We start from the raw sequence: 14441 nt of genomic DNA, 5'->3' as shown, positions 1-14441 counted from the left end.
AGCTCGATCATGAGAAAAGCACGACTGATTTATAATCCAGTATCTGGAAAAGAGATTATGCGTAATAATCTAGCAGATATTTTAGAAGCCATCGAACAAGCAGGTTATGAAGCAAGTGCCTTCGCTACGACTCCTGAACCTGATTCAGCTAAAAATGAAGCAACCCGTGCGGCAAAGGCTGGTTTTGAACTAGTTGTTGCAGCGGGTGGCGATGGAACAATCAATGAAGTAGTAAATGGAATTGCAGGATTAAAGAAACGCCCTAAAATGGCGATTATTCCAGCGGGGACGACAAATGACTATGCTCGAGCATTGAAAATCCCACGCAATAACGTCAAAGCAGCTGCTGAGGTCATTCAGAAACAACAAACAGTCAAGATGGATATCGGTAAAGCTGCAGATACGTACTTTATCAACATCGCGGCTGGTGGTTCGTTAACTGAATTGACGTATGAGGTGCCTTCAGAATTGAAGAGTATTTTCGGGTATTTAGCCTATCTAGCCAAAGGGGCAGAAATGCTTCCACGAATCAAACCGACGAAAATGCGATTGATATATGAAGGTGGCGAGTATGAAGGCAATGCTTCAATGTTCTTCTTAGGTTTAACAAATTCTATTGGCGGTTTTGAAACTATCGCACCCGATGCTAAGTTAGATGACGGGAAATTTTCGTTGATAGTAGTTAAGACTGCGAATCTATTTGAAATTGTTCGGCTAATTACTTTAGTATTAAATGGTGGAAAGCATGTCAATGACTCAAAGGTTTTGTATGTGAAAACAAGCTTCTTGGATGCAAGCCTAATTGATACCGATAAGAAAATGATGATTAATTTAGATGGAGAATATGGTGGCGATGCTCCAATGCGTTTTGACAATCTTCATCAGCATATCGAATTCTATGCTAACACGGATGAAATCAATGATGATGCGATTTTGGGTCCAGATGATCAAAAGCGAGAAGCTGGAATAGAGTTAGTTAAGGAATACGAAAAAATCCAAGAAGAAGATTTAGAAGAGTAAAATAAAACGTTTCTGTTCGAGAACAGAAACGTTTTTTATGCGTCCGTTCAAAAATTGCATATAGCAAGTAGTTATTCTTATGGAACTCTTAAAAGTATAAAACTTAGTGTTACCTTGCTTTTTCAAGTAGAATTCATTAGAATAGATAAATCAGCCTTGAAGGAGAATAAAATGACCTCAGTAGAGAAAAACAAAACATATACAGTGACGATCGATGATTTATCACATGAAGGATTGGGTGTTGCCCACATTGATGGCTATCCACTATTCATTGAAAATGCTTTGCCAGAAGAAGAAATAAAAATTAAAGCAGTTAAAGTTGGAAAAAAATTTGGCTATGGAAAAGTCATGGAACGATTTAATTCCAATCCTGAACGGCAAGAAGTTAAAGACTTAGATCTTTTAAGAAGCGGTATTGCTCCTTTAAGTCATATGACTTATGAGTACCAACTGCGATTTAAACAGCAGCAAGTTGAAAAAGTTTTGAAGACAATTGCTAAATTACCAGATTTGTCTGTTGCTGCAACCTTGGGAATGGAGCACCCGTTTGAGTATCGTAATAAAGCACAAATTCCCGTTCAAAAAGTTGATAATCAGTTAATGACTGGTTTTTATCGTAAAAATTCACATGACTTGCTTCCAATTGAGGATTATTTGATCCAAGATCCTAAAATTGATCAAGCAATTACGACAGTTCGCGATATCTTACAACGCTTCAAGGTGAAAGCCTATAATGAAAGAGAAAATACAGGTTTTATCCGCCACATCGTTATTCGTCGTGGTCATTATAGCCATGAAATGATGATCATACTTGTTACTAGAGCAGAACGTTTCTTTAAGGGTGCCGAAATTGCTGAAACAATTAAGGCTGAATTACCAGAAGTTGTTTCAGTGATTCAAAATATTAATCCAGAAAAAACAAATGTAATTATGGGTCGAGATGAGAAAATTCTTTATGGTAAAGCAACAATTAATGACACTTTACTAGGGAAGACCTATCAAATTTCTCCTCAATCATTTTACCAGGTAAATACTGAACAAACAGAAATACTTTATCAGACAGCAATAGAGTTTGCAGATTTGAATTCAGAGGATATCGTTGTAGATGCCTATTGTGGAATAGGAACAATTGGTTTGTCACTAGCGGAAAAAGTCAAGCACGTTTATGGAGTTGAGATAGTGCCTCAAGCAATCGAGGATGCTAAAGCAAATGCAAAAAATAATGGCATAAAAAATGCTAATTACGAGATAGGAAAAGCTGAAAAAATTATGCCTCGTTGGGCTCGTGAAGGCATTGAACCTTCAGTAGTTTTTGTTGATCCACCAAGAAAAGGGTTAGATGAAAAATTCATTGAGGCATCTGTAGCGGTAAATCCTAATAAAATTATTTACATTTCATGTAATCCGGCTACACTTGCCAGAGACTTGAGAAGATACGAGGACCTTGGCTATCGTGCAGTGAAAGTACAGCCGGTGGATTTATTCCCTCAAACTCACCACGTTGAATCTGTAACCTTATTGGTAAAGGCGGTGTAATAGTGAATCAAAAAGAGAAAATGTTAGAGCTAATCAAGAAAAAACAAGGTGGCGGACGTTCGAAAAAAATGGAGACACCGAAAAATGATCGAAAGAATATGCGTAAAGGGCCAAAAATTTATAACAAGTAAATTCATTGAAAGGGGAGAATTTCAGTGGGAAACATTTGGATGCAACGATTGACAAAATTTTATCAAAAGTATACACATGTAATGCGTGGACGTTATGGCAGGCTAGATCAAGTGAATAAAGCATTGTTGATTTTTTGGGCAGTGATGATGATTTTTGATCGTTGGATTCCATTTTATATTGGTAATATTTTGGCGATAGCAGCTTTCGTAATAGTTTTATATCGTTTTTGTTCGAAAAAAATTTATCCAAGAAGTAATGAAAACCAAAAGTTTATCCAATGGATCGCCGAAATCAAAGACTTTTTCAAGGGGAAAAAGGGAACATATCGTTACTTTAAATGCCCTGAATGTAAACAAAAGATGCGTGCCCCAAAAGGTCGAGGGAAAATCAAAGTGACTTGTAAGAATTGCCATAAGCAATTTATAAAAAAGGTCTAGTTTTTAAAACTAGGCTTTTTCTGATATTCTTACAACGAGAAGGTGAAAAGATGAAACTAATTTTAGTTCGACACGGCGAAAGTGAAGCCAATTTTCAAAATTATTGGACCGGTTGGCTCGATGTGGACTTAACTGAAAAAGGAATTCAACAAGCTAGGGATGCAGGGAATAAAATTAAGCAAGCTGGTTTGACGATTGATTTAGCATATGAGTCTGTACTTAAGCGTTCGATTAAAACGGCCAAGATGATTTTGCAAGAAGCAGGCGCATATTTTGTTCCTGAATATAAAACTTGGCGATTAAATGAGCGACATTATGGTGCATTAGTTGGAAAGAATAAGGAATTGATGACACAGTATTTTGGGGCTGATCAAGTTAAAAAATGGCGAAGAGGGTTTGATGAAGTCCCTCCTTTAACCAAAGATAATCATTTTGATCGTCGATACGATCAATTAGATTCGAGATTAATTCCCAAAGGAGAGAGCCTACATATGACTTCGCGGCGGGTTGTCCCGCTTTGGCAGGACCAGTTAGTACCAAATCTATTAAATAGAAAAACAATTCTGGTATGTGGACATGGAAATAGTTTGCGAGCCTTAGTACAATTTCTTGAAGAAATTCCGATTGATCAAGTTGACAAAATTGACATTCCTAATGCGACTCCTATGGTTTACACTTTCAATTCACAATTAGAAATTATAGAAAAAGAAATTTTATAAAAATATTTGGAAAGGGTTAGCATGAATTTTATATGGGATTTTGATGGTACGTTATACGATACGTATCCAATTATGTTAATGTCGCTCATGAAAACTTTTGAAGAGTTTGGTATTGAGAAAGATGAAAAAGTTGTTTATAGGAAAATAAAAGAAGAGTCCATTCGTCAAATGATTACTGATTGGCAGTTGCCTACTCCAGAATTTGATGAAAAATATCATGCACTCGAGGCTTTGGACAACAAAGATTCCTATCCTTTTAAAGAAACAAAAGAGACCTTGAAAATATTACGAGAAAGAGGCGGGCAACACTTTATTTTGACTCATCGTACTGTTGAATCAACCTGGAACTTGTTGAAGAGAGATGGTTTAGAAACGATGATTACAGATATTATTGGCAGTGATTCAAAGTTTCCAAGAAAACCGGATCCCTCAGCAATTCAGTATTTTATCGAAAAATATCATTTAGATGCTGAAAAAACGGTAATGATCGGGGATCGCAAGTTGGATATCGATGCTGGAAATAATGCAGGAGTTCAGACAGTATTCTTTGATTTGGATTACTTCAAGCAGAATATTTGCGCTACTTATTTTATAAATAATTTAAAAGAAATGGTACAAATTTTCTGACCAGAAAGTTATAATTGGGATAAGGAAATAGTTGGAAGAATTGACAATAATAGAAATATTAAAAATTATATTTTAAATCTATTTAATTAAACGTTTATAATGAGGAGGTGCGAAATGGAATTACAACGCGATCAGGAAGTCGTGGAATCATTTAATTATGGACTTCCCCCGAAAGACCAAGTAGTAAAACAAAAATTGCTGATTAATTTCAGTCCGCTAGAAGCTATGGATCCGGGATATCCAGCCGAAAATAGTATCATGGGTGTACGGATTGAGTTCGTGCTTCCTTTCGAAGAATTTATTATTGGCGGCGTTTTATCTCAGGTTATCCATGTGATTGGACGTCAGGTGAAACAGCAGAATGATTTGACTGAGGCTGAAGCAAACGAGATGATTCGTCCTATCTTAAGATTAATTGAACGAATGGTTTATGAAATAACAGAAATTGCGTTAGATAAACCTGGGGTTAAAATCAATTTTTCTTCTAACACTATTTAAAATAACTATATATCCTCCATTTGATTTGCGAGCTGCTTCTTTTTTCGGTGCGTATTTAAAAATGGAGGATTTTTAATGAATAAAATTATGAAAGTTTCTTTGTAACAATGCAAATTATAAGACAGATTATTTTATCTGAGTTATAATTTATTAGTCACTAAAATTTAGGAGTAGCGCAGCTATATTTTAGGGTAGTTCGTTGAAGAACGAATACCGGGAACCTTTACTTCCTTTGACAGACTTGTCATTATAGAAAGTTATTTTAAGGAGGAATACAATGACAACTCTGTTCACTGTATTAGTGATCTTAGTGTTCGTTGCGTTGCTTGTAGCTTTCTACCAAATGCAAAAAAGACATGTGAAATTTTCAAATCGTGTATTTGTAGGATTAGGTGCCGGAATTGTTTTCGGTGGAGTTTTACAGTTGCTTTTAGGCAATGGTAGCAAAGTCATTTCACAAGCGATGGAATGGATCGGGATCGTTGGTAATGGTTATATTTCATTATTACAAATGCTTGTTATGCCATTAGTATTTATTTCTATCGTTGGTGCCTTTACCAAAATGAAATCAAGTAAAAAGCTTGGTAAAATCAGTGCGAATGTTTTAGTTACTTTATTGGCTACGACAGCGATTGCGGCCTTAATCGGAATTTTGGCGGTTATGGTCTTTGGACTTGATGGTGCCACGTTTACTAAAGGGGCAGCCGAAACTGCTCGTATCAAAGAGTTAGCTGACCGTCAATCTATGGTTCAGAACTTTTCAATTCCGCAACAAATTTTATCCTTTATTCCTACCAATGTTTTTGCTGACTTTGCTGGAACACGTCCAACAAGTACAATTGGCGTGGTAATTTTTGCGGCCTTTGTTGGTATTGCCTTTTTAGGAGTACGTCGCAAAGCACCGAAGGAAGCAGAATTTTTTGCTAATTTGGTTGAGAGTCTATACAAAATTATTATGCGCATTGTAACCTTGGTCTTGCGTTTAACGCCATATGGTGTTTTCGCACTAATGACGAATGTATTAGCTACAAGTGATTTTGAGGCAATTGTTAACTTAGGGAAATTCATTTTAGCCTCATATAGTGCATTGATTGTCGTTCTTTTAGTGCATTCTGTAATTCTATTAGGTGTTAAAGTGAATCCAATCAATTTCTTCAAGAAAGCATTTCCAGCGTTAAGCTTTGCGTTTACATCACGTTCAAGTGCGGGAACTTTACCTATGAATATCGAGACACAAACCAAAGCGTTAGGTGTCGATGAAGCAACCGCAAACTTTGCTGGAAGTTTTGGAATCTCAATTGGGCAAAACGGCTGTGCGGGTGTTTATCCAGCGATGCTTGCCACAATTGTAGCCCCTACAGTAGGTATAAATGTTTTTGATTTAAAATTTATTGTTATGTTAATCGCTATTGTTACGATCAGCTCATTTGGTGTGGCTGGCGTCGGTGGCGGAGCGACATTTGCTTCATTGATCGTGTTAGGTGCCATGAACTTACCCGTTGCAATTGTTGGGTTAGTTATTTCCGTTGAACCGATGATTGATATGGCTCGTACAGCAGTGAATGTGAGTGGAAGTATGGTAGCTGGAGTTGTTACAAGCGAACGCATCCATGAATTGAATCGCGATATTCTACATGATGAGAATGCTTCAATCGAAGTGAACTCTTAATTATTTAAAAGGCTTGACTAGCGCGGTCAAGCCTTTTTTGGTACACTTTTTTTGATATATACAACTATAATCAGGATACAACACTGTGAATGCCACAAGAGAAAATTGATTAGGGAGCGAAATAATTTGTTTAACGAACAAGTAAAAGTAATTTTATATGCGAATGATGTGAAAAAGGCCAGTTCATTTTGGCAGGGGTTAGGTTTTGTGGAGCTTAGTTTTGAAGAATTAGATGGTTCACAAGTTGCTGAAGTAGCAATGAGTGAAAATAGTACGACTCATTTAGTCATCTATGATCGTGAATTTATTGAAAAAAATGATGATGAAGCAACCGAGCCATCGCCAGCTTTAATTTTTGGTAGTGATGATGTAGTGACGCTATATAAAAAATTACAAGAAGCAGCTGTACAATTAGGAGATTTAGCCCAAATAGGTGAAGAATATGTGTTCAATTTTGTTGATGCAGATGGGAATTACTTTATGGTGTCAGGAAGATAGTCACGATCCTTAGTGAAAGGAGCGAAGGGAAATGGAGCAAGTTTTCGCGATTGGTGATATACATGGCGAGTATGAGATATTTCTAAAGATATTAAAGAATTTTCGATCAGATACACAGCAGCTTATATTAATTGGCGATTTAAACGACCGCGGTCCTAAAAGTAAGGATTGCTGGTTTTTAGGAATGGAATTGGTTCAGAAATATCAAGCAATCTATTTGCGAGGAAATCATGAACAATATTTTCTAGAATTTATGGATAATCCAGAGGATTGGTTTCCTAGCTATTTATACAATGGTGGTAAAGAAACAATTGAAAGTTTACTTCACAAAGGTGCTACGGAAGAGTACTCTCCAACAGAAATTGTGATGATGATTCGAAGCCGTTATAAAGATTTATTGGATTTTCTGATGGAACGTCCTTTTTATTATGAATGGGGAGATTACCTATTCGTTCATGCTGGAGTAGATTTAACTAAAAAGTGGCAGGAAACTTCTTTACAAGACTTTTTATGGATTCGCGAACCTTTCCACGAAGGAATAAATAATACTGGAAAAACAATTGTTTTTGGTCATACCATTACGCCTATGCTATATGGAGATATGCAAACAACTTCCCTTTGGCAGTCTGATGGTAAAATTGGAATTGATGGCGGCGCTGTTTTTGGTGGAAGTTTGCATGGAGTAGTTTTTGATAGGGATGGCATTGTCCACGATTACGAACTGCCTAATACAAACTGCCCTTGGCAGCCTGATTTTTAATTGTTTAGTGGGATTCATCTTGAATCTCACTTTTTTGTAGATTTTATTGCACAATTATTTACAGAGTGGCATAGTGATTTAGAAGCTTTCGATAGAATTGTTTATGAGAAAAGAAAAACATGAAAGGAGAGCCACATGTCTGATACTGTTAAAGGTCACTTGTCTGCGAGTCTAACTGTCCTTATTTGGGCGTTAACTTTTATTTCTACAAAGATACTATTAAAAGATTTTTTTCCAATTGAGATATTATTTATACGTTTTTTAATAGGTTTTATTGTATTGTCTGCTATTTCACGAAAAATACTTCCCTTCAAGGGGTGGCATGAAGAAGGATACTATATAATAGCTGGTTTGTTTGGTGTATTTCTATATTACTATTTGGAAAATGTAGCTTTGACTTTCACTCTAGCGATGAACGTTGGAATTATCGGCTCGGTTAGTCCTTTTATGACAGCGTTAATTAGTCGATTCATTTTAAAACAAGGAAGGATTCCAAGAGTATTTGTTTTAGGGTTTATTTGTTCCATGATCGGAATAGCTCTGATAAGTTTTTCAGGAACATTGAATGTAAATCCAATTGGAGATGGATTAGCATTGATTGCTACAATATGTTGGGCCTCGTACTCCTTGGTTATAAAAAAAATCAGCGATTTTGGGTACAGTACAATTGCTACAACACAGCGAATCTTTTTTTATGGGTTGCTATTCATGATTCCTGTCTTATTCATTAATCTAGACTCAGTTGATTTTTCTCGCTTTACACAGGTACAGAACGTTGGAAATTTCTTTTTCTTAGGTATCGGTGCTTCTGCCTTATGCTTTGTTACTTGGAATTTTTCAGTGAAAAATCTTGGAGCAGTTCGCTCAACGGTATACATTTATACGATCCCTATGTTGACCACTTTAGCCTCAGTTTTTATTCTAGGAGAAATGTTAACAATGAAAGCATTTATCGGGATTTTACTAACGCTAGCTGGTTTAATTTTATCGGAAATGCCCAATTTTTTATACAAACGAAAAATACATACTGATTAGTGTTTCTTTTAACACAAGAAGCAATCTTAGTGGAAGTGTGATAAAATAAATAGGATTTTGGATGAAATGAGGAATTGAAATGGCAGAAGGTTTAAATCAGGATATTATTCAATTGTTGAATAAGGAATTGACAGAATATCGTCCCCAACAAATTAAAGTTGTACTTAACTTATTAACCGAAGGCAATACTGTTCCATTTATTGCTCGTTATCGTAAAGAAATGACTGGGACCTTAGATGAAGTTCAGATCCGTGAAATAGAGGAGCGCTACAATTATTTAGAAAATTTGGAAAAACGTAAGCAAGAAGTTTTGCGCTTAATTGATGAGCAAGGAAAGCTTACTGCGGAACTGGCACAAAAAATTCAGCAGTCTGCAAAGGTACAAAAAGTAGAAGATCTTTATCGTCCATACAAACAAAAACGTCGAACCAAAGCTACAATCGCTAAAGAAAATGGTCTAGAACCATTAGCAGATTATTTAATGAGTTTTCCTCAATCAGGAGATGTTTATGCGAAGGCTGAGGAATTTATTAGCGAAGCTGTAACAACTCCTGAAGAAGCATTACAGGGTGCGCATGAAATTGTGGCAGAACAAATCAGTGACAACCCAGACTTTAGGACATGGATTCGTACGTTTACAAAAAATAAAGGTGTCTATCAAAGTAAGGTGAAGGATGCTGAAAAAGATGAGAAAGACGTTTACGAGATGTATTATGACTTTGCCGAACCAATCAATAAAATGGTTTCACATCGTGTCTTAGCATCTAATCGTGGCGAAAAGGAAGAGATTCTAAAGGTTTCCATTGTAGTTGAGGAAGAAAAAATATTTGATTATTTGGAACGGCACTTGGTAACAAATAACCGTTCGATTACTGTGGAATTCATTCGTGAGGCGTATAAAGACAGCTACAAACGTTTTATAGGACCTGCGATTGAACGTGAAATTCGAAATGAATTGACTGAAGATGCGGATGAGCAGGCAATCAACATTTTTGGTGAAAATTTACGTAATCTGTTATTGCAGCCGCCATTGAAAGGAAAAGTTGTCTTAGGCTTTGATCCTGCTTATCGAACTGGTTGTAAGTTAGCCGTTGTAGATGAAACAGGCAAAGTGCTAGCAATTGAGGTAATCTATCCCCACAAGCCAGCACCACAAGCAAAACGACAAGCTGCAGGCCCTGCTTTTCAGACATTGATAAAAAAACATAATGTGGAAATGGTCGCAATCGGAAATGGTACTGCTAGTCGTGAATCTGAATTGTTTGTTGCCGAACAGTTAAAGCAAATTCATCAACAAGTTTTTTATGTGATTGTGAATGAAGCTGGAGCTTCTGTATATTCGGCTAGTGACATCGCCCGAAATGAATTTCCAGATTTACAAGTTGAAGAACGTAGTGCAGTCAGCATTGCTCGTCGGCTACAAGATCCGTTATCTGAATTAGTAAAGATTGATCCAAAAGCCGTAGGTGTTGGTCAATATCAACATGACGTATCTCAGAAACGGTTATCTGAACGATTAGACTTTGTAGTGGAAACCGCCGTGAACCAAGTGGGTGTGAATGTCAATACAGCAAGTCCCCAGTTGCTGCAATATGCTTCAGGGTTGAATAAGACAACTGCACAAAATATCGTAAACTACCGAGAAGAGAATGGGGCCTTTACTTCTCGTCCTCAACTAAAAAAGGTTCCTCGTTTAGGACCAAAAGCTTATGAACAAGCGATCGGGTTCTTGCGGATACCTGGAGCGAAAAATATTCTGGACACAACAGCCATTCACCCAGAAAGCTATGTAAGTGCAAAAGAAATTTTGGCAATAGCAGGAGTCGATTTAAAGGCACTGGGATCTGAAGAAGCGACAGAAAAAATTAAAGCTTTAGAGCTGCAACAATTACAAAACGAACTTGAAATTGGAAAAGAAACGATCAAAGATATTATTCAAGCATTGCTTCAGCCTGGACGCGACATGCGTGATGAAATGCCTGCACCATTGTTAAGACAAGATGTATTAACAATGGAAGATTTGAAACCGGGTATGGAACTACAAGGAACAGTTCGAAATGTTATTGATTTTGGTGCTTTTGTAGATATCGGTGTTAAACAAGATGGACTTGTTCATATTTCTAAATTGAGTAAAAAATTCGTTAAACATCCAACAGATGTGGTTTCTGTAGGAGATGTTGTGACTGTTTGGGTCGAATCCGTAGATGTGAAAAAAGGACGTATTAGTCTAACGATGGTGCAAAGTGATAAAAATGACTGATCAAGAATTACAGCTTCTAGTCGAAAAGATTTCTCAAGAATCTTTTCGACGGCCATTTTGCCACAAAGCAACCTTCAATCCTCGTTTAAAAACAACTGGTGGACGCTATCATTTGAGCAGTCACCATTTGGATTTTAATGAGAGGGTGTTTGAAAAATATGGACAAGAGGAATTAATTAAAGTGATCAAGCATGAGCTTTGTCATTATCATCTGCATTTAGCAGGTCGCGGCTATCAACATAAGGATTTGGAATTTAAGCAATTGTTGAAGAAAACAGGTGGCTCTCGTTATACGCCGCCTTTAACAATACTAAAGTATCAAGTATATCAGTGCCAAGCATGTCAAAAAGAAATCAACCGGCGAAGAAAAATCAATACAGAACGATATGTATGTGGAAGCTGTCAAGGAAAATTAAAATTTTTGAAGACAATTGAAGTGTGAGAGTTGCCATACGATACAGAGAATAAAAGATTGCTATTTTTACGAATTTATATGATAATGTGAACCGCAAACAATTTTGTACATATAAGGAAGAGGATTAAATGAATAATAAAGAGACACTTTATCATTTTGTTGGAATCAAGGGTTCAGGTATGAGCTCATTAGCTTTAGTATTGCATGAAAAGGGCTATAATGTACAAGGTTCTGACGTTGAAAAATACTTTTTCACACAACGTGATTTAGAAAAAGCAGGCATTACGATTCTGCCATTTAGCAAAGACAATATTAAGGAAGGCATGACAATCATTCAAGGAAATGCTTTTCCCGACACACATGAAGAAATCGCTCAAGCAAAAGAATTAGGGCTGGAAATTATCCGTTACCATGACTTTATTGGACAGTTTATCCAACCTTACACTAGTATTGCTGTTACTGGTTCACACGGTAAAACCAGCACAACGGGTTTATTAGCTCATGTATTAAATGGACTAGCACCAACAAGCTATTTGATTGGTGATGGAACCGGACATGGTGTTCCCGACGCGACGTTCTTTGCTTTTGAGGCGTGTGAGTATCAACGACACTTTTTGGCTTATGCGCCAGATTATTCAATTATGACGAATATTGATTTTGATCATCCTGATTATTTCAAGAGTATCGATGATGTGTTCGAAGCTTTCCAAACGTTGGCTTCACAAGTCAAAAAAGGTATTTTTGCTTATGGTGATGATGAATACTTGCGCAAATTAAAAGCGGATGTTCCAATATATTACTATGGCCTATCTGAAAATGATGATATTCAAGCGCGTAATATTGTTCGCACAACGAATGGCTCAGCTTTCGATGTTTACCACAAAGATAAGTTTATTGGTCGCTTTGCGGTTCCATCATTTGGAAAACATAATATATTGAATGCTTTATCAGTGATTGCTGTGGCTTACTTTGAAGGTTTAGACATGGATAAGGTGAAAGAGGAAATGTTGACTTTTTCTGGTGTAAAACGTCGATTTACCGAAAAGAAAGTAGCCGACATGATCATTGTTGATGACTATGCACACCATCCTGCTGAAATAAAAGCGACAATTGATGCTGCTCGTCAAAAGTATCCTGAAAAAGAATTAGTTGCTGTTTTTCAACCACACACCTTTACCAGAACAATCGCATTAATGGATGAGTTTGCAGAAGCGCTGGATCGCGCAGACAAAGTTTATTTGTGTGATATCTTCTCATCAGCTCGCGAAACGGCAGGCGATGTGAAGATTGAAGACCTAGGCGACAAAATTCAAAAAGGCGGACAGGTCATCAAAGAAGAAAACATGTCTCCTTTATTAGACCATGAAAATGCTGTGGTAATCTTTATGGGGGCTGGCGATGTCCAGAAATTTGAGCGGGCCTACGAAAATCTTTTGAGCAACACAACACGTAACGTTTTGTAATAAGAAAAGAGTTCTGATATTTTGATCAGAACTCTTTTTTAGCACTTGTATTCAGATAATAAGCGTGTAGAAAACTTGGTAAAACGATGCTTTAGAAATCTTTATAGTAACGTATGTACAAACTTGTGTTTTACTTGCTTTCTGATAAAATAATTAATAGAACAAATTACGGAGGGAATGAATTTGTATAATATGAAGGCTCGGAAAATAGGCAAAACGATTGACGAAATTGAGGAAGGTGACTCGTTATCGTTAACGGAATCGATCGAAGATAATCAGATTCTTTTATACTTAGGTTTGACAAATGATGCGAATCCTTTGTACATCCAACACGACTACGCAAAAGAAACTGAATATGAGCAACCGCTTGTACCATCAATAATGTTGATGGGAATCATAACAAGTGCGATTTCAAAACATTTACCAGGGCCGGGTTCTCACGTTGTGAATTTCTCGATCAATTTTATTGATCCGGTTTTTCACTATGAAACATTGACCTTTGAGTTTGAAGTAATTAAAGTTGATAAAATGAAAGATGTCGTTACGATTTCTGTTGAAGCGGTAGAATCTGCTGATAACGAAGAGAAACGCATTTTAGATGCGGTGGTCATGGTTAAACCGCCACAAGTACAATTAGGAGATGATATAAGTGAATAATCAAGAAACACGGGTTTACGGATTGAACCGTTTCTATGGGAAAATCTATGCTTTCCTTGCTTTAGGAATTGGGATTAGTGCAGTAATTTCATATATGGCTTTAGGACCATGGATATCACAAGTTAGTAATTTTATTAACAATTTTCCCTTAGGTTTCTGGGGAATTTGGATCGCTGAAATTGCTCTTGTAATATTTCTTGGCGTCAAAGCACAAAAAAATCCAACCTTAGCGATTGGTGGCTTTATTGTATATTCTGCATTGAATGGTCTCACTTTAGCCGTTACATTAGCGATGTATGATATAGGGACAGTGACACAAGCGTTTGTAACTGCATCAGCGACTTTCTTAGTAATGTCGTTAGTAGGCTCTTTTACGAAGCGTGATCTTTCTGGAATCGGACGTGCAGCTTTAAGTTGCCTGCTAGGTATAATCATCGCGATGTTACTCAATGTTTTTGTATTACACAGTGGCGCGGTTGATTTCTTCATTTCTATCTTAATGGTTGTAATTATGTCTGCAATCACTGCTTATGACAATCAGATGATTCGAAAAATTTATCTCGGAACAAATGGCGAAGCAGGAAATGGTGTAGCTGTCTTTATGGCGTTGCAGCTTTACTTAGATTTCATTAATCTGTTTATTTCATTTTTACGAATTTTTGGTAGCAGTAAATAGGGGCGAGTGATCGCCTCTTTTTTTGTTTTTAGTTTTGAT

The 14441-nt window shown here is 36.8% G+C and carries 16 protein-coding genes; all 16 read left to right on the top strand.

What is annotated here, in order from left to right; translation table 11 throughout:
- Nucleotides 1-9 precede the first annotated feature (9 nt).
- Nucleotides 10-1020, top strand: a complete 1011-nt coding sequence (locus RV13_RS07660; RefSeq protein ID WP_010744984.1) for a diacylglycerol kinase — start codon at nt 10-12, stop codon at nt 1018-1020.
- Between the two features lie 171 nt (nt 1021-1191).
- Nucleotides 1192-2556 carry a 23S rRNA (uracil(1939)-C(5))-methyltransferase RlmD gene (gene rlmD / locus RV13_RS07655; protein WP_010744983.1) on the top strand — a complete coding sequence of 455 codons (1365 nt, stop codon included), beginning with the start codon at nt 1192-1194 and terminating at the stop codon, nt 2554-2556.
- 2 nt (nt 2557-2558) lie between these two features.
- Nucleotides 2559-2687, top strand: a complete 129-nt coding sequence (locus tag RV13_RS21525) for a hypothetical protein (protein ID WP_010744982.1) — start codon at nt 2559-2561, stop codon at nt 2685-2687.
- 24 nt (nt 2688-2711) lie between these two features.
- Nucleotides 2712-3125 (top strand): hypothetical protein, encoded by a 414-nt coding sequence (locus RV13_RS07645; protein ID WP_010744981.1) that lies wholly within the window; start codon nt 2712-2714, stop codon nt 3123-3125.
- A 50-nt stretch (nt 3126-3175) separates the two neighbouring features.
- Complete coding sequence (locus tag RV13_RS07640; RefSeq protein WP_010744980.1) at nt 3176-3844, top strand: 2,3-bisphosphoglycerate-dependent phosphoglycerate mutase; 669 nt, start codon at nt 3176-3178, stop codon at nt 3842-3844.
- A gap of 21 nt (nt 3845-3865) precedes the next feature.
- A complete protein-coding gene (locus RV13_RS07635; RefSeq protein ID WP_010744979.1) occupies nt 3866-4471 on the top strand; it encodes an HAD-IA family hydrolase in 606 nt (201 codons plus the stop codon).
- A 114-nt stretch (nt 4472-4585) separates the two neighbouring features.
- The gene (locus RV13_RS07630; RefSeq protein WP_010744978.1) at nt 4586-4969 is read left to right on the top strand and encodes a DUF1149 family protein; all 384 of its coding nucleotides are present in this window, start codon (nt 4586-4588) and stop codon (nt 4967-4969) included.
- 277 nt (nt 4970-5246) lie between these two features.
- Complete coding sequence (locus RV13_RS07625; RefSeq protein WP_010744977.1) at nt 5247-6638, top strand: L-cystine transporter; 1392 nt, start codon at nt 5247-5249, stop codon at nt 6636-6638.
- 126 nt (nt 6639-6764) lie between these two features.
- The gene (locus RV13_RS07620; protein WP_010744976.1) at nt 6765-7136 is read left to right on the top strand and encodes a VOC family protein; all 372 of its coding nucleotides are present in this window, start codon (nt 6765-6767) and stop codon (nt 7134-7136) included.
- A 31-nt stretch (nt 7137-7167) separates the two neighbouring features.
- Nucleotides 7168-7896 carry a metallophosphoesterase family protein gene (locus tag RV13_RS07615; RefSeq protein ID WP_028021204.1) on the top strand — a complete coding sequence of 243 codons (729 nt, stop codon included), beginning with the start codon at nt 7168-7170 and terminating at the stop codon, nt 7894-7896.
- Between the two features lie 135 nt (nt 7897-8031).
- On the top strand, nt 8032-8931 hold the full coding sequence (locus RV13_RS07610; protein WP_010744974.1) for a DMT family transporter: 900 nt from the start codon (nt 8032-8034) through the stop codon (nt 8929-8931).
- Between the two features lie 79 nt (nt 8932-9010).
- Complete coding sequence (locus RV13_RS07605; protein ID WP_010744973.1) at nt 9011-11191, top strand: Tex family protein; 2181 nt, start codon at nt 9011-9013, stop codon at nt 11189-11191.
- On the top strand, nt 11184-11633 hold the full coding sequence (locus tag RV13_RS07600) for a SprT family protein (protein ID WP_010744972.1): 450 nt from the start codon (nt 11184-11186) through the stop codon (nt 11631-11633). Before RV13_RS07605 ends, RV13_RS07600 begins: the two co-directional genes overlap by 8 nt.
- A gap of 101 nt (nt 11634-11734) precedes the next feature.
- Nucleotides 11735-13069, top strand: coding sequence for a UDP-N-acetylmuramate--L-alanine ligase (murC, locus tag RV13_RS07595; protein ID WP_010744971.1), 1335 nt, complete (start codon nt 11735-11737; stop codon nt 13067-13069).
- Between the two features lie 192 nt (nt 13070-13261).
- Nucleotides 13262-13726, top strand: coding sequence for a MaoC family dehydratase (locus tag RV13_RS07590; RefSeq protein ID WP_371086069.1), 465 nt, complete (start codon nt 13262-13264; stop codon nt 13724-13726).
- Complete coding sequence (locus RV13_RS07585; protein ID WP_010744969.1) at nt 13719-14402, top strand: Bax inhibitor-1/YccA family protein; 684 nt, start codon at nt 13719-13721, stop codon at nt 14400-14402. Before RV13_RS07590 ends, RV13_RS07585 begins: the two co-directional genes overlap by 8 nt.
- The last annotated feature ends 39 nt before the right edge of the window (nt 14403-14441 follow it).

This window comes from Enterococcus raffinosus (genome assembly GCF_001886185.1).
In the GTDB taxonomy this organism is placed as follows: domain Bacteria; phylum Bacillota; class Bacilli; order Lactobacillales; family Enterococcaceae; genus Enterococcus_A; species Enterococcus_A raffinosus.
The sequence above is the reverse complement of the archived record's forward strand: the minus strand, read 5'-3'. Positions and strand labels throughout refer to the sequence as shown.